The sequence below is a fragment of the Streptomyces sp. NPDC048664 genome, from assembly GCF_040650555.1.
Taxonomy (GTDB): domain Bacteria; phylum Actinomycetota; class Actinomycetes; order Streptomycetales; family Streptomycetaceae; genus Streptomyces.
Window position 1 is genome coordinate 64790 of the sequence record NZ_JBEZHK010000004.1, and the last position, 14294, is coordinate 79083.

Sequence of the window (14294 nt, forward strand, 5' to 3'; positions counted from 1 at the left end):
ATCCGGTACACGCAGGTCGCGCGGGCCGGGCGTCAGGACTCGGCAGGCGTCGAGGTCCTCTCCGACACCACGAACCCTGGCAAGGTGTTCGGCAAGGGCCCGTGGACGCTCATGGACGAGCTGGAGGAGAACGGCACGGTCCCCCAGTACGCCGGCGGTCACGTATGCAGCCAGAAGCACAAGGCCTTCCCGATCGACCGCCTCCAGCTCAAGCGGTCGGGCGGGCAGACCGTCGGCAAGCTCTTCGGTTACAACGCCGACGAGCACAAGCGCGCGGTCAAGGCCAACAAGTTCCAGGCCGAGCGCAACCAGACGGCGGGCTACGAGACCTTCGCCCTGGACTACCCGCTGCTCAGGCTCGGCTGGTCTCGTCAGGACGTGCAGGGCTACGTGAAGAACCGCCTCGGGATTGACATGGCCAAGTCATACTGTCCGGTATGCCCGTTTTCTGGGGTGTGCTCACCTCAGCCGGATCACCTGGAGCGGCTGCGGAAGTACCCCGGCCTCGCGGCGCGCGTGCTGCGTCTGGAGTACCTGTCGATGGCCCTGAACGACAACATGTCCCTCTACAAGGACGACACCCTGTTCAGGCGGGTCACCGACGACCAGAACACCGAGGCGATCGGTCGGTTCAACGCTCGGCTGGACGAGGAGCCGTGGGCGGTCTACCGGTTGCAGCGCGCCTACACCGCTGGCCGTCGACCCGAGTGCAAGACCGCACACGGCAACCGCTGCGCCAAGCCGGAGTGCCGCGACAGCAGCTTCAAGGGCACCGTCTACCGGTCGGTGAAAACCGTCCGCACCGGCAGCCGCGCCGAAGTCGGCACCTTCCTGCACAACGCCGCCACGGCCCTCAACCGACCGGTTGAGCACTCCACGAAGGCCCACGGCGTCGGCATCGACCGCGTCCGCACTCGCGTCCGCCCGGACCCCAAGGTCTACGGCACGGTCGAGGACTTCTACGTGACCGCCCCGGCCGGCGTGCAGGACAAGGCCCGCGACGGCTTCGCCAAAGTGTGGGCCGCGATGACCGCCGGCCAGTAGACCACCGCCCCTGCGAGGAGAGATGACCACGCGCACCCTGCCTCCCGCCGCCTACGACAAGGTCACCGCCACGGTCGGGCGCGACACTGGCGAGCAGCGCACGGCGACCCTCTGGACCCATGCTGCGGCCCTCGTCCGGCACGCTCATGACCACGGCCTGGCCCCGACCGACGACCGCCCGGCGGGCCCGGACGGCCTGCTCAAGTCCCTGGAGAGCCTCGCCGACTGCCACCCCTCCCTGGCCCCGCTCGCCGATCCGGCCGTACTGCCGCTGTGGGAGCAGCCGCTCGGCGCCACCGCCTGGGCCGCCATCGAGGAGTTCTGGGATCGGCACCCCGCCCTCGAAGACGAGCACCGCGTGGACGGCTACGCCCTCGGCGACACCTACCAGCTGCTGTCCGAGGAGGCCCGCAAGGGGCGGGCCCTGTGCCAGACGCCGCCTTGGGTCGCCCGACTCCTGCTGCGTCTGTCGCTGGAGCCTGCCATGGAGGAGTGGGGGCCGGCCAACGTCCGGATGATCGACCCCGCCTGCGGGACCGGGCACATCGCCGTCGCCGCGTTCCACATGACCCGCGTTCCGCCAGTCCGCGGCCGCCGGCCCGCCCCGGTTGGGCACGGGCCGCAGGCAGTCGAGCGTGCTCTGGCAGCGGTGACGGGCGTGGACCTCGACGCGTACGCCGTGGCGCTGACCGCCTACCGCCTTCTGGCCAGCTCGGCGTCCGTCCTCGGCGTGAGCCTGGACCGCGTCCCGGCGTCGTGGCCCGTCAACGTGACCGCCGCCGACTCCCTGCTGGACCGCACCGAGCCCCTGCTGGCCGCTGGCACGTACCACGCGTGCGTAGCCAACCCGCCTTACATCACCCCGAAGGACCCCGTCGTCCGCGACCAGGTCCGCGCCGCGTACCCGCAGGTTGCGGCCGGCAAATACTCACTGGCTCTGCCCTTTACCGCGCTGATGCTCGAGCACCTGGCCGTCCCGGACGGCTTCGTGGCGCAGCTGACCGCGAACTCGTTCATGAAGCGGGAGTTCGGCAGGCGGTACGTCACCGAGTTCCTTCCCCGCTACGACGCGCGCTGGATCATCGACACCTCCGGGGCCTACATCCCCGGTCACGGGACGCCCACCTGCATCCTCGTTCACCGAGCCCGTCCGCCGGTCGGCGACACGGTCACGGTGGTCCGGGGCAACCGCGGGGAGCCGCACATTCCAGAGGACCCCGCGCAAGGGCTGGTCTGGAGAGCGATCGAGGAAGCGGTCGACAGCCGGCTGGCCTGGGACCGGTTCCAAGCGGGTGCGGACCTCGCGCGGCGCGACGGAGGCGACACCGCCTAGATGTTGCGTATTCTCGTTTCAATGTGTACTGTCATTCTCAGGTCGGGCCAACGCCCCGCCTCGCCAAACCACTTGACGAGCGCCGCTCCAGGCGTCGCGCCGTCTCAGCGCATCCGGGGACTGATATAGATGAAGCGGAACAAGCCGCTCATAAAGCGCCGCAAGGCGGGAACGCAGTACATGCGGCGGAGGCCGTACCGGTGGCAGGTAAGGTCCACTGGCCACTGGGTGCTGGCCGTGCCTCAGGCGTTCGTCGGGACCAGCCAGACCGTCCTCGACATGACCGGAGCCGTGCCCGCGGGCGCTGACGAATCGTCCCCCGACGACCCGCGTTACGACGGCTCTATATTGCGCTGGCGGCTCGACCGCGACGGCCAGACCCAGTTCGTCTACGGGTTCTGGACATGGGGTCGGAGCCAGTCGGCCAAGGGTAAGCGCTTCTCGGCCAGGTTCCGTCTCTCTCTCCCCGCTACATCGGACGTGTACCACGTGTTCGCAGCGGAACGTCCCGCGTGCGCACGCGGGACGCGGTGCCCGCTCGCGCAGCACTGGTACACGGCTATCGAGGCCGACCTGGCGACGCACCGACCCGATCAGTGCCCGATGGGCGTGCTGAATGACGGTCCGCCCTGGCGCCTGATCGGCCGGACAGTGCCCGACGGCCGCCACATCTACTGACGCCTCAGCACAGGACACCGGGCCGCCCGACAGTTGTCTCAACTCCGGTCGGCCCGGTCCCAAGCCCGAACGCAATCCAGCCTGGCCAAGGCCGCCGCTGGAACCCCTCCACAGCTCTTCCCTTCCGCCATCCCAGAGGCGACGCACCGCGTCTCATACACCCAGGAGCCATCATGGGCACCACCCGTACCCGTCTGCCCGGCATCACGCTCCGCGACGTGGCGCCCACCGACGCGGACGCCGTTATGCGACTCCTCGCCGACGTGAACCCCGGCGATCCCGACGCCTTCGAGGACGTCCGGCCGAACCTGTCTTTGCCGCAGGAGGGACCCCTCTCGCACTTCCGGAACCTGATGGTCGTGGCACTAAGCGATGCAGGCGAGATCCTCGGCGTCCTCATCGGAGGCGTCCCGCTCTGGCTCTTCAGCCACATCGGTGTCGATCCCGTCCTGGCACACCGCCTGGCGGAACGAATCGCGACCATCACGGCAGTGGCCGTGCTGCCCCAGCAGCGCGGGCGCGGCATCGGAGCCGAACTTGTCCGGCACTCGGTGCGCCGTTTCACGCGCGCCGGCTACGGACTGCTGACCCTCAACTGCTTCCCTGAGCTGGAAAGCTACTACCAGGGCTTGGGCTTCACGATCATGGACGACCTGAACGTGTCCCTCGGTCCTCTGAACCCGGTACAGCAGCAGTGGGGCGACACGCGAGTGGCCGCCCGGGCTCTGGACCGGTACACCGCACTCGTCGATGTCCCCGGTCTTTCCTCTCCGGTCGTCTCGGGCATTCTCCCCAACACGAGCTTGCCCCGAGGTACCTACTTCGACGGTGAGCGGCTGTGGCCCTGAACTGCCGAAGGCCAGGCTGAAACGTTCATCCCGGCTAGAGCATGCGTACGAATGCAGGTACGGATCTGCATCCACAACCAAGGAGAATCCGATGCCAGTTGCTGACAGACAGGGCCCCGTGCCGCGCCCCTGGGCCCGGTGGTCGCTTCGCTGGGGCGCGCCGAGTGCGGCGGTCGCCCTGGTCAGCGTGTGGGTGATAGAGCCCGGCAGCCTCGTCGGCGGGATCGTTGCGGTCGGGGTGGCGCTGGCGGCGCTCCTGGTCTTCGCCGGGACGATGCCCCGGCGACAGCCCCAGGAGCGGCGAGCGCGCAGGGATGCTGCCGGCGCGGGCGAGTAGCGGGAGCCCGGTGCCGCGGCCGTTGCGCCGCGCACCTGAGACTCCGGATGGTGGTCCGGGTGAGTGTGTGAGCACCCCGGCCCACCATCCGGGGGCGTGGGTACTTTCGAGCATCCTGAATGTTGCTTATTCTCGTTTCAGTATGTAGATTGCTTGCATTGCTGGCGAACCTTCAAGCCCGCGCCACACCGCCCCCCTTCTCCTCAGGAGCCCTCCCATGCTTGCTGTCGTCCATGAGGTTGACGCCGCGCTTCTCGCCTACCGGCGGGGCTGGGCCGATGTCTGGCTGACCCTGGTGGACATCACCACCGACTTGATGCACCTGGCCAGTCACATGCGCACCGACGTCGAACGCTGCCTCGACGGCGACGCGAAGGCGCGACTAGACGAACGCCCCCTGGCCGCCATGCCGAACCTCGCGCCCTCCGTCGAGCCGATCCACAACACGGATGACTCGGCCGCCGAGGACCACCTCTTCGACGTATACGTGCACGCCAGCGACGCTGCTGCCGCCCTTCGAGTGCACATGGCAGACGACCCCTACCCCACCTTCTCGAAGGCGCTGCACGTCCTGCTCAACGATCTGCGCGCCTACGCCCAGAACCTCGGCTTCGACTTCGACGAGGTCATGCGCGTGGCTGCGCAGGCCCACCGGGTCGACCAGCGCAAGGCCAAGTAGCCGGACGCCGCCCGGCGCCGTCACCCACGGTGCCGCCGCCCTACGAACGATTCCGCCAGAAAGGGACCAGCATCATGACCAGGGCCGTGATCCGCACTCCGGAAGCCGAATACCCTCCCCGCGGCTCCATACGGATGTACCTCGACCGCGGTGTGCACCCGGCGACCGGGGCGCCGCTCCTCGGCGCCGATCTCGACAACCCGCCCGCCGTCTGCGGAAGTTGCGCCCACACGGTGCTGAAGCGGCTCGCTGACGGTCGCGAGCGGCTCAAGTGCGGGCGTCGGCCGTGCGGGAGCCGCGGGCTGCGCGGTCCCGATTTGCGCGACTCCATGCCCGCGTGCGCGGAGTACACCGCCGCATCCGCCGCACTGCACAGCACCTGATCTCCCTGACCGCCGCGCCCGGGTGCGTTCCGCCCAGACCTACGCGGTCCTGCACGCCGCAGGCGGCAGAACCCGGGCGTAGGCAGGTCCCCCGTAGCCCCAACCCCCAACCCGCTTCACCCGGAGATGTGATCATGCTGCCCGGCCTCGCCCAGCACATCGACTTCCAGCCGGCCCACAACGACTACACCCGCGGGTTCCTCGTGGTGAGCAAGACCGACCGCACCACCGTGTACGGGTACGTGTGGGAACACACCCTCCCGGACCGCACCACCACGTGGGTCGCCCAGCCCGACGCGACCAACCACGCTTCGCGTATCGCCGGCTTCCAGTCCCGGGAGTGGGGCGGCGAGTTCCTGTACGAGCGCGAGTGGCCCAAGTTCGTCCATCGCGAGGGCGCCAAGGCCGACGCTCTCCCGCAGGTGGGATGCACCGAGCACACGCCGTGCGGGACCTGCTCCCTGTGCGAACCCGACCTGGCCCGCCGCGGAATTCTCTGAGCGAGACGGCTGCGCCGCTCGTACGGCACTCATCACCACAACGTGCAGGCCCGGTGCCGCAGACGGCGCCTTCCCACCCGCGGCACCGGTCCCGACTCCCTGTTCCCGACCACAACACCCCACCCATGCCCTGGAACCCTCATGCCCGCTGATTCCACCGCCACCATCGTGACCAAGGCCATCGATCAGGTGATCACCCACAGGGAAGGGGACTGTACCGATCCGAGTTGCGCCCGGCACGCCGGTACGACCAACTGCCCCCCGATCACCGTCAGCCGTAGCCCCGGCTCCGTCCTCGGCGAAGCGGTCGCCGAGGCCTGGCACGCCGCCGGCGGCAGCCGGCTCGACATCCCCGCAGGGGTCGTCGCCGCCCTCGCTCTGTGGCCCCAGAAGTCCCCCGGCGCCGAGGCCGCCGACACAATCGCCGCGTACATCGCCGCACAGCCCCCGCGCGTCCTGGTCCGCGGCCTGGCCGACAGCGCCGACTACTACTACCGCCTTCGCCCCGACCTGTGGGCCACCGCCCGCCCGCTGTTCGACTGGACCAGGGAGGACCTGCACGACACCCACCTCGCGGGCGTACGCGCCGTGGCCCGTGCCGCGCTGCGCCACGGAGTCCTCCAGCACACCGGAGACACCGACCCCGCCGAGCGGTCCCGGATCGACCTCATGTCCTGGGTCATCACGAGCCTGCGCCACCACCACTCCCGGCGCAGCCTCGGCGAGTACCACACCCCGCCCGACATCAGCAATCTGATCGCCACCGTGCTGGCCGACGAGGGCAGCACAGGAAGGCGACCCCACCGACGCGGCGAATGGGCGCTCGAGCCGACCGCCGGAACAGGAGGGCTCTTCCGCTCCGCCGCGCAGGACCTGCGCCGCGCCGGCGAGGACCCGGCAGAGCGCGGCTGGGTCATGCTCGAACTCGATCCCCTGGCCGCCGCCGGAGCCGCCGTCAACGCCCTGGTCTGGGAACTGGGCCCCCGCGCGGTCGTCGGATGCGGAGATGTCCTCGCACAGCCCAACCTCGCCGAGGACACCCTCGCCCGGGCGCGCGACATGGCCCGCCACCGCGACGACGTCATGGATCTGATCCGCTTCGCGATCGCCACACGCACGACCGACCGCCTGCTCGACGCCCTCATGGCCACCAACTAGCCGCCCCACCCGGCCCGCGACCTCGTGGGCCGAGCCCGAAGGAGAGACCATGGGCCAAGCCCACGACCACCGCGAGAGCCAGGCCGTAGCCCAGGCGCTGCGCACCGTCCTGCCAGCGCCCAGCCGTACCTATGTGTACGTGCTCGCCTGCGGATGCACCGACGCCGAGGGTCTGCTGTCCTGGCACATCGACACCGAGGCCCGGTCCTACGAGCTCGAGCTCTCCCCCGCCGCAGTCGGCCCGAGGGAGGTCCGGCTGACGAGCCGGCCGCTCATCGGCGACGAGCCCGCCTGGAGCGAGGAGTTCCTCATCGGCGGCGCATCAGCCAGCTGGGCGCACTCCCTCGCACGTCTGGTCGCCCGGCTCACCCTCTCCGACCGGAGCCCTCTCCCCCTCGACTGAGCAAAGGACCCCCGTGTTGAGCCCCGCCCCCCTGTCCGACTGCCTGCCGGCCTTCGGCCGGCACCGCGGCTACCCACCGCGCTACGGGTGGCTCTGCAAGGTCTACGACGCCCTGCTCCAGGACCCCACCGCCCTGCGCCGCCCCGACGCGACCGTCGTGCTCGGCGTCGGCAAGAGCATGGTCCCGTCCATGGCCTTCTGGTCCCAGGCCTTCGGAATGGCCGTCCGCAACAGCCAGGGCCTGGTGCCCACGGACCGCGCCCACTGGCTCCTGCACGACGAGACCGGCGCTGACCCCTACCTCGAGCTCGATGCCAGCCTGTGGCTGCTGCACTGGTGGCTGGTGAGCGCCCGGCCGTGCCATGTGCCCACCTGGCGGTACCTCTTCGGGTACTCCCCGCTCAGCCGGTCCAGCCGCGCAGAGACGCAGGGGCGCCTGGCGGCCGCCGCTGAAGCGGCCGGCCTCAGGAGCCCGGCTTCGTCGGTGCTCGCCTCGGACATCGCCTGCCTGGTGAGCATGTATGCGCCCGGCGACCGCTCTGCCGCGAACATCGAGGACGAGCTCTCTAACCCGTTCCGCACCCTCCACCTGCTCGACCCAGAACCGCCCGCCGACCGCATGGCCGACCGCAGCCACCTCGTCGTGCTCCGCCGAACGGCCGGCCGACACTGTCCCGCGCCCGTTCAGGTGTACGCGAGCCTGGACTTCGCAGCCCGGACCGCCGGCCCGGAGGTCGGCTCCGTCACCCTGGCTCGGCTCGCCTCCGATCCCCTCGGGCCCGGCCGGCTCCTTCTCACGAGCACCGCCGACCTCCGCCGCGCCCTGCACCAGATCGCCGGCCAGCATGGGGGTCTGGCCGTCGTGGAGTCCGGCGACGGCCAGGAGACACTCGTCTACTCATGCCCGCCCGCACTGCTCGCCGAGGACGTCCTCGCCGACGCCTACCCCTCCCTACGGCCGACCACATGCCGTGCTGGGAGATGGGGAGTTACCCATCCAGGCCCTGACGGACTGACTCCCGACTTCCGCTCGCCGAGGCGGGATCCCGGGCTCGGCGAACCCAGCACTTATGTTGCCTATTAGGTTTTCCATGTGTACTGTGATCCTTGTTGGTGGTGCTCGCCTCCGGGCTTGAGCACCCCCGCGTCTTCCCCTACCGACGAGACAGGCCCAGGAGACACGCATGCGCATCAAGACCGGTGGACAGCACCAGGGATGGACCGTCGTACACCAGGCGCGACGCGCGTGGCGCGGCTCCTTCGAGGGCGTGTGGCTCGGCGTGGAGGAGTCCGCCGGTCACTGGATGGTCGGCCGCCAGCACGACGGGCAGTCGATGGACGACGGCTTCGACGCGGACGGCAACTGGGCCACGTCCCGGCACTTCCGCGAGGGCAACGAGTACCTCAACATGCGCCGGGCTCTGGCCGCGTACGACGAGGAGGCCCAGAACGCGAGCGACGTCTGGAACGGAATGTGGGACCAGCGCGCCCACGAGGCCGTCGCCCGGCACCTCGCGCACCGCGTTCCCTTCCCCGCGCCGGTCCGGCTCTCGGCCGGATGGATCGGGCGCGGCCTGACCGACTACCACCCCCCGCGCGGGTTGACGATCCCGCTCGACGGGCCGGAGGCCAAGTACCACCTGATCCGCTACCTCCAGGGCCAGACCCGGTTCGACGAGATCGTGACGGAGCCGGGCTCGGTCTCCGAGAAGGAGGCGTACCAGCTGGCCATCAACGCGACGGGCCCGGTCCGCTTCGTCTGCCGCGGCGTGACCTTCTACCTGAGCGAATGAGCCGGACGGCACGGGCGCGGGGTCCAACCGTGCCCGTGCCGGCGGACCACAAGTCGTCCAGCCAACCACCGACGTACAGACCGAAGGCGAGGACACCGCCCCTGGGGCGGTCGAGAAGATGGACCACAAGAACCTCATCGGCCACGACGGCGCCGTCCACGAGGGCCTGCTCAACAGCCACACCGGCTTCATGATTGACGTGGCCTGCAACGCGGGCCGGTACTCCGTCGTCCACCCCTACGAGAAGCTCGACCCGGCGCGCGTCACCGACGCTCCCCTGTCCTGTCCTGCTTGCGTCGCCGCGAACTCCCCCGCCAGCACGCAGCTGCACCGCGGAAGAGTCGCCCAGCGGTACGCCGAAGACGTCCTCGCCCTCGCCGACACCCGCGGATGCCCGCCCGCCCAAGACGACGAAGGGCTCCGAGTGGCCTTCGTGGCACTCGCGACAGAGAATCCGCCGCCCCAGACCCTGTACGCGCTGATCAGAGAGCACGTAACCGACATGCTGACTGATCGCGCCCTGGCCGTTCCGGAAGGGGTCCCGCAGGTCCTCGTGCCCTACAAGCGGTACACCGGCGGCACAGTCCAGGCCCCCGTCGGCCCTGGGGACCGCCTCATGCACTACAGCGCCGCTGGCGGGTACTTTCAGTACGTCTGGGTCGATGGGCTCGATGAGTCTCCGGACGGAATCGTCGTCACGGTCCACGAGAAGGACCGGCGTCCGGTCACGTACTCGGCGCGCGAGGTCAGCCAGCGGTACTCGAAGCTCGACCGGGCGGCGCCGCTGCCGCCGAGCGGTGGGTGAGCGAAGCTGACGGCTGCGACCTGCCCTCAACCCGCCCTGAGGCAGGCCGGACACGCACCGTCGCGGCTGCCCCCGCCCCTCACCCGCAGGTATTCACCGGGCTAGCGCTCGTCCCTCAAAGCCAGGTCCCCACCGCGATGGCCTGAGCCAGTTCAGGTTTCACCCGCAGCCCGCGCCGGGATGCCCTCGCCTCAGCACCGCGACGGATGCACCCCACCACCGCCCTGCTGCCCAACTGACCCTCTCTTTTCAGATGCTGCGCCGCGCCGTCGCCCCGCCGCCGTATCACCCGACTCCGGAAGCGCCCACACCATGACCACCGACAGTCCGCACGTCGCCTACCTGGCCCCTTCCGATCCGGCCCGCCCCCAGCCCGGCCGAGCCAACGACGAGGAGGCCGACCGCTCCGAGAACGCGGTCCTGACCGCCTACCTCTTCCACCTGACGGCCAAGGGACACCGTGTCCTGCGGCACCGCGTCGTCACGGATCCCGTCCTGGCGTCCACCGACCTCTTCGACGCGACTGCCGGAGAGGTGGTGATGGCCTGTCACCGATCGCACTACCCCGCGCTCATCGCCGCGTACGGCGTGATCAGCGACTGCGCGCGGCTCTTCTCCCCGGCCCGCCGCGCACTGCTGTTCACCGCCGAGCCGGGCCCGGTCGCCAAGGAGTTCCTGTCCCACCACAAGATCATCGCGATCTGGCCCGAGGGCGAGTCCTTCGTCCGCGCGGACCCGGCAGCCGAGACAGGCGGAGCGTGAACCGCCAGAGCTTCGGGCCGCCGTCGACGAGAGCCGAGGAACGCGCCTGGCGCGCGGCCGGTCTCCTCGTCGACGTCGCCGGGCGCGTACTGCCGGCCACAGCCCCGCCCTGCGCCTTCTGCGACGGCGAGGACATCGGCGACACCTGCCCGGCATCCCTCACCTGCCCCACATGCAAAGCCACGCCCCGACAAAGGTGCCGCCGGCCGAGCGGACACACCGCCGAGCAGTGGCACCGCAGCCGCGTCCGCGCCGCCGACCTGGAAGACCAGCGCCGCGAGGAAGACGGCGACACCACCCTGCCCGCCCGCTGGTCCGACCCCCAGCTGGCGCCGACCCCATCACGAGGAACACGATGACCACCGACCACCCCGGCAACAGCGCCACGGCCACGTCGCCCGGCGCCCCGGACCGGCCGCGTACGGCCGGAGCCTTCACTCCTCGCATCACCCCCGCCCAGCGCCGCGCCCTCCTCGCCGGGGCCAGGGACCCGATCGGGCTGCTGCCCAAGTCCGTCAACCTGCGGACCCTGGCGTCCCTTGCCGACATCGGCTACGTCGGCCTGGATCAGAGCCGCGACGTCCTTCGTGGACAGGAGGCAACGCGGGACGCGCTGGACGTCTGGGGCGGTGCTCTGACTGAGGACGGCTGGCAGCGGGCCCGCGCCGAGGGCGCGGGCAGGTTCCGGATCGTCGTCGTCGGCTGCGGAAAGGCCAAGCAGGACCGCCGCGTGACCGCTGGCGCGATGTACGTCGGCACCTTCCACGGCTCCTGCCGGGAGACGGCCAAAGCCCTGCTCCAGGACGGCGGCCGCCAGTACATCCTCTCCGCTGCCCACGGGCTCCTCGACCTGTCCACGGAGATCGACCCGTACGACATCACCGTGGGCGACCCCGGCAGCGTCAACGCGGACTTTGTGCAGGCGCAGGTACGGGAACGCGGCATCGAGTCGGCGGAGGTGACGGTGCTGGCCGGCAGCAAGTACGTCGCCCTCGCGAGGCAGTCCTGGCCGGACCTCAAGGCACCCCTCGCCGGTGCCAGCGGGATCGGGGAGATGAAGCAACGCCTTTCCCAGATCCGCCTCGCCGCGCGAGCCGAAGCCGGGCAGCAGCGGTGAGCGCGCCGCTCGGGCCCGCTTCGGCGCAGTGGGAGACCATGGCCGCCGGCCGCGCCGAGGGCTGGACGCAGCGCTGGAGCGGCGGTGTGCCGACGTGGGTGCACACGTCGCAGGGTGGCTTCGACCGGCGCCGGTACGAGGTCGTCGAGCTGGCGGAGGCGCCCGCCCGGAAGTACATCCAGGCGAACCACTATCTGTCGGGGTGGCCGCCGGCGGTCCACCGATTCGGGCTGGTGGACCTCAAGCCTGCAGAGGACGACCACGGCCAGGAGGTCGACGGCGGTCTGCTGGTTGGTGTTATCGTCCTGGGCGTCCCAATGAGCCGCCGGGCTCTGACCAGGGTTTTCCCTTCCCTGGAGCCCTATACCGAGGCCCTTGAGATGTCTCGGGTGTGCTTGTCCCCCTCGGTGGCGAGCAACGGGGAGAGCTTCGCGGTCGCGGCGGCATTGCGCCTGGCCGCGGGGCACGGCGTACGGGGAGTGGTCACCTACGCGGACCCCGTCCCACGGCTGCGGACCCTGTCGGACGGACGCACGGCCGGCTCGCCCCGAGGGCACCTCGGGATCATCTATGCAGCTTATGCGGGTCCGGACATGTTCAGCTGAAGGTGAGACGGCCGTCCACTGCGGTGGAGCAAGGGCGAAGGTTTGGTTGAGCCGAAGGAGGCCGCACCGCCGAGGGTGACTCTATGTGACAGCGAGCTGCTAGTCCTCTTGAGCGCTGAGGCCGACTACTGAGGCGCTTGGCCATACCTACCTGTGAGAGATGACTCCCGGTACCGTGGGCATCCATACTGCAGAGTTCAGCGCGAGAGGTAGACGGATGCCGAAGACGACGGTGGACGTCGATCCCCAGCTTCTGGCGGCTGCCAAAGCACGTCTTGGTACGTCCACGATCAAGGACACCATCAACGCAGCCTTGCGGGAGGTCGCAGAACGAGGCGAGCGCGAGGAAGCCATCGATGAGGTGGCTGCCATGGTGAGGGGCGGCGACCTTGATTGGAATGTCCTCGACGAAAAACAGAAGTACAGGGCGACTGCTCCCAGTGCGGCATCAGAGGATGCTTCATATTCCGTCGAGGGTGCCCAGGTGGAGGGCACGGTCGATCTTGTTTATGAGATTGCGAGCGAATCCGGGAAGCGTGACTTCGGTCTGGTGGAGTTTAAGAGCAGCTCCCCAGCCCCTAATAGGGCTGGTCCCGGCCCGGCTAAATCGAGGTGGCACACCCCGCCCTCATTGGCGACTGGCTTTGACAGGCATCTAGCGTTTGTCAGGGCGGCGCTGGAGAACTTGCCCTCGTCCGAAGTTCTCTCTGCGGCCCAGAATCTACAGATCAGCGACCCGGCTATGGGTAGTGGGGCATTTCTGCGGGCTGCCATGGATCTGGCTGCGCATCGCGTGACTGACAAGGATATTCACGCGATGCGCGAGGCGATCCAGCGCCTACAGATTCATTACTCCCCTCTGGGCGCTCATCCGGATGATGAGGCCAAGGACACCCTTAAAACAGTCGACACCGTGCTTCAAGACCTGGAGGCGCTTGCTGGTGCACTTGACGCTGGTGATGAGGCCGCCGAGTGATCAAGTATGTGATCGACACGTCTGCCGTGCACCGCTTCTTTCAGGATCCAGGTCTCTACCCGACGTGGAGATCGGTCATTGCTCGTGGCGAGGTCGGCATCATCCCGCTCATCGAGTTTGAGATTTGCTACTCCGCACAGAAGGCCGGCGATCGCGTCAAGTTGATTGGTTCGCTCGCCAAGCTGTTTGAGTACCTTACGCCTGGACCGGAGGTGTACGACACAGCTCGGAGCATGCAGGAGGCCCTGACAGCCAAGGGAGCGCACCGCTGCTGTAGCCCCGTTGACCTCGTACTCGCGGCCACGGCCCATGTGGAAGACCTGGCTGTGCTTCACGTCGATAAGGATTACGAGACCGTTGCCCGCTTTTGCCCTTCGTTCAAGCAGGTTCGGCTCGACACAGGGCAGCCGCTGTAGCGGCCCGTGTCTGCGGAGGATCTGTAATCCGTCTGCTCAACGCTAACGTGACTACGCACCTGCTCGATTGCCGCGACTATGTCCTGGCTGTGAGGAGGATTGCCATGCCGGCGATGCACGCTGCCAGCCTCAGAGGGAGCCGCCGGTGGGCGGCTGCCCGCGCGCGAGGCGCAAAACCTGGGCTCACTGTGGCTTGGTTGCACCGAGTGACAGATTGAGAGGGAAGCAGCCCACGACGGCCGTCGGCGCGGGCTGCTGTGTGTGGACTGCAGGTGGGTGGGGGTACTGCGGAAAACGGACAACGGACAGAAACGAGCGACCCCCATAACCAGGCCCTCTCCGCTACCTACACCGGCCGCAGCACGGCGCGGACGGTCATCGTGCTGCCGGACGGCCAGGTGCTCCCTAGTGGAGTACGCGCGGGTTCGTCTACTGCCGCCCGACCTGGCGAAGCTGC

The 14294-nt window shown here is 69.2% G+C and carries 19 protein-coding genes; all 19 read left to right on the forward strand.

Annotated elements, in window-relative coordinates; translation table 11 throughout:
- The first annotated feature begins 84 nt into the window (after positions 1-84).
- The 19 genes from AB0C59_RS05690 (at position 85) to AB0C59_RS05780 (ending at position 13837) form a co-directional block, all read left to right on the forward strand.
- Complete coding sequence (locus tag AB0C59_RS05690; protein ID WP_363001306.1) at positions 85-1044, forward strand: hypothetical protein; 960 nt, start codon at positions 85-87, stop codon at positions 1042-1044.
- Between the two features lie 22 nt (positions 1045-1066).
- The gene (locus AB0C59_RS05695; RefSeq protein WP_363001308.1) at positions 1067-2377 is read left to right on the forward strand and encodes a DNA methylase; all 1311 of its coding nucleotides are present in this window, start codon (positions 1067-1069) and stop codon (positions 2375-2377) included.
- A 129-nt stretch (positions 2378-2506) separates the two neighbouring features.
- Positions 2507-3055: a hypothetical protein gene (locus AB0C59_RS05700; protein WP_030819345.1), complete on the forward strand. Its 549-nt coding sequence runs from the start codon at positions 2507-2509 to the stop codon at positions 3053-3055.
- A 173-nt stretch (positions 3056-3228) separates the two neighbouring features.
- A complete protein-coding gene (locus AB0C59_RS05705) occupies positions 3229-3903 on the forward strand; it encodes a GNAT family N-acetyltransferase (protein ID WP_355272826.1) in 675 nt (224 codons plus the stop codon).
- Positions 3904-3994: 91 nt separating this feature from the next.
- Entirely contained in the window at positions 3995-4240 is a 246-nt protein-coding gene (locus tag AB0C59_RS05710) for a hypothetical protein (RefSeq protein ID WP_355272823.1), read from the forward strand.
- Positions 4241-4457: 217 nt separating this feature from the next.
- Positions 4458-4919, forward strand: a complete 462-nt coding sequence (locus AB0C59_RS05715) for a hypothetical protein (RefSeq protein WP_030381425.1) — start codon at positions 4458-4460, stop codon at positions 4917-4919.
- Positions 4920-4993: 74 nt separating this feature from the next.
- Entirely contained in the window at positions 4994-5302 is a 309-nt protein-coding gene (locus AB0C59_RS05720; RefSeq protein WP_030381426.1) for a hypothetical protein, read from the forward strand.
- 134 nt (positions 5303-5436) lie between these two features.
- Entirely contained in the window at positions 5437-5802 is a 366-nt protein-coding gene (locus AB0C59_RS05725) for a hypothetical protein (RefSeq protein ID WP_030819352.1), read from the forward strand.
- A gap of 141 nt (positions 5803-5943) precedes the next feature.
- Complete coding sequence (locus AB0C59_RS05730) at positions 5944-6960, forward strand: N-6 DNA methylase (protein WP_355272820.1); 1017 nt, start codon at positions 5944-5946, stop codon at positions 6958-6960.
- A 49-nt stretch (positions 6961-7009) separates the two neighbouring features.
- Positions 7010-7363, forward strand: a complete 354-nt coding sequence (locus AB0C59_RS05735; protein WP_030819355.1) for a hypothetical protein — start codon at positions 7010-7012, stop codon at positions 7361-7363.
- 16 nt (positions 7364-7379) lie between these two features.
- Positions 7380-8447: a DUF4007 family protein gene (locus tag AB0C59_RS05740; protein WP_355272817.1), complete on the forward strand. Its 1068-nt coding sequence runs from the start codon at positions 7380-7382 to the stop codon at positions 8445-8447.
- 100 nt (positions 8448-8547) lie between these two features.
- A complete protein-coding gene (locus AB0C59_RS05745; protein WP_355272814.1) occupies positions 8548-9156 on the forward strand; it encodes a hypothetical protein in 609 nt (202 codons plus the stop codon).
- A gap of 118 nt (positions 9157-9274) precedes the next feature.
- A complete protein-coding gene (locus tag AB0C59_RS05750) occupies positions 9275-9961 on the forward strand; it encodes a hypothetical protein (RefSeq protein WP_355272811.1) in 687 nt (228 codons plus the stop codon).
- A gap of 312 nt (positions 9962-10273) precedes the next feature.
- Positions 10274-10723: a hypothetical protein gene (locus tag AB0C59_RS05755; RefSeq protein ID WP_030381433.1), complete on the forward strand. Its 450-nt coding sequence runs from the start codon at positions 10274-10276 to the stop codon at positions 10721-10723.
- The gene (locus AB0C59_RS05760; protein ID WP_033226254.1) at positions 10720-11082 is read left to right on the forward strand and encodes a hypothetical protein; all 363 of its coding nucleotides are present in this window, start codon (positions 10720-10722) and stop codon (positions 11080-11082) included. The genes AB0C59_RS05755 and AB0C59_RS05760 overlap by 4 nt, the downstream gene beginning before the upstream one ends.
- Positions 11079-11840: a DUF6884 domain-containing protein gene (locus tag AB0C59_RS05765; protein ID WP_051707861.1), complete on the forward strand. Its 762-nt coding sequence runs from the start codon at positions 11079-11081 to the stop codon at positions 11838-11840. The genes AB0C59_RS05760 and AB0C59_RS05765 overlap by 4 nt, the downstream gene beginning before the upstream one ends.
- Positions 11837-12445, forward strand: a complete 609-nt coding sequence (locus AB0C59_RS05770; RefSeq protein WP_363001312.1) for a hypothetical protein — start codon at positions 11837-11839, stop codon at positions 12443-12445. Before AB0C59_RS05765 ends, AB0C59_RS05770 begins: the two co-directional genes overlap by 4 nt.
- Positions 12446-12662: 217 nt before the next feature.
- On the forward strand, positions 12663-13421 hold the full coding sequence (locus AB0C59_RS05775; protein ID WP_363001313.1) for a hypothetical protein: 759 nt from the start codon (positions 12663-12665) through the stop codon (positions 13419-13421).
- Positions 13418-13837 carry a PIN domain-containing protein gene (locus AB0C59_RS05780; RefSeq protein WP_363001315.1) on the forward strand — a complete coding sequence of 140 codons (420 nt, stop codon included), beginning with the start codon at positions 13418-13420 and terminating at the stop codon, positions 13835-13837. Before AB0C59_RS05775 ends, AB0C59_RS05780 begins: the two co-directional genes overlap by 4 nt.
- The last annotated feature ends 457 nt before the right edge of the window (positions 13838-14294 follow it).

Excerpts from the sequence above, each read along its gene's own strand:
- AB0C59_RS05710 (WP_355272823.1), top strand. The coding sequence starts at position 3,995 with ATGCCAGTTGCTGACAGACAGGGCCCCGTGCCGCGCCCCTGGGCCCGG.
- AB0C59_RS05695 (WP_363001308.1), top strand. The coding sequence starts at position 1,067 with ATGACCACGCGCACCCTGCCTCCCGCCGCCTACGACAAGGTCACCGCC.
- AB0C59_RS05700 (WP_030819345.1), top strand. The coding sequence starts at position 2,507 with ATGAAGCGGAACAAGCCGCTCATAAAGCGCCGCAAGGCGGGAACGCAG.
- AB0C59_RS05715 (WP_030381425.1), top strand. The coding sequence starts at position 4,458 with ATGCTTGCTGTCGTCCATGAGGTTGACGCCGCGCTTCTCGCCTACCGG.
- AB0C59_RS05775 (WP_363001313.1), top strand. The coding sequence starts at position 12,663 with ATGCCGAAGACGACGGTGGACGTCGATCCCCAGCTTCTGGCGGCTGCC.
- AB0C59_RS05720 (WP_030381426.1), top strand. The coding sequence starts at position 4,994 with ATGACCAGGGCCGTGATCCGCACTCCGGAAGCCGAATACCCTCCCCGC.
- AB0C59_RS05765 (WP_051707861.1), top strand. The coding sequence starts at position 11,079 with ATGACCACCGACCACCCCGGCAACAGCGCCACGGCCACGTCGCCCGGC.
- AB0C59_RS05725 (WP_030819352.1), top strand. The coding sequence starts at position 5,437 with ATGCTGCCCGGCCTCGCCCAGCACATCGACTTCCAGCCGGCCCACAAC.
- AB0C59_RS05750 (WP_355272811.1), top strand. The coding sequence starts at position 9,275 with ATGGACCACAAGAACCTCATCGGCCACGACGGCGCCGTCCACGAGGGC.
- AB0C59_RS05735 (WP_030819355.1), top strand. The coding sequence starts at position 7,010 with ATGGGCCAAGCCCACGACCACCGCGAGAGCCAGGCCGTAGCCCAGGCG.
- AB0C59_RS05745 (WP_355272814.1), top strand. The coding sequence starts at position 8,548 with ATGCGCATCAAGACCGGTGGACAGCACCAGGGATGGACCGTCGTACAC.
- AB0C59_RS05755 (WP_030381433.1), top strand. The coding sequence starts at position 10,274 with ATGACCACCGACAGTCCGCACGTCGCCTACCTGGCCCCTTCCGATCCG.
- AB0C59_RS05705 (WP_355272826.1), top strand. The coding sequence starts at position 3,229 with ATGGGCACCACCCGTACCCGTCTGCCCGGCATCACGCTCCGCGACGTG.
- AB0C59_RS05730 (WP_355272820.1), top strand. The coding sequence starts at position 5,944 with ATGCCCGCTGATTCCACCGCCACCATCGTGACCAAGGCCATCGATCAG.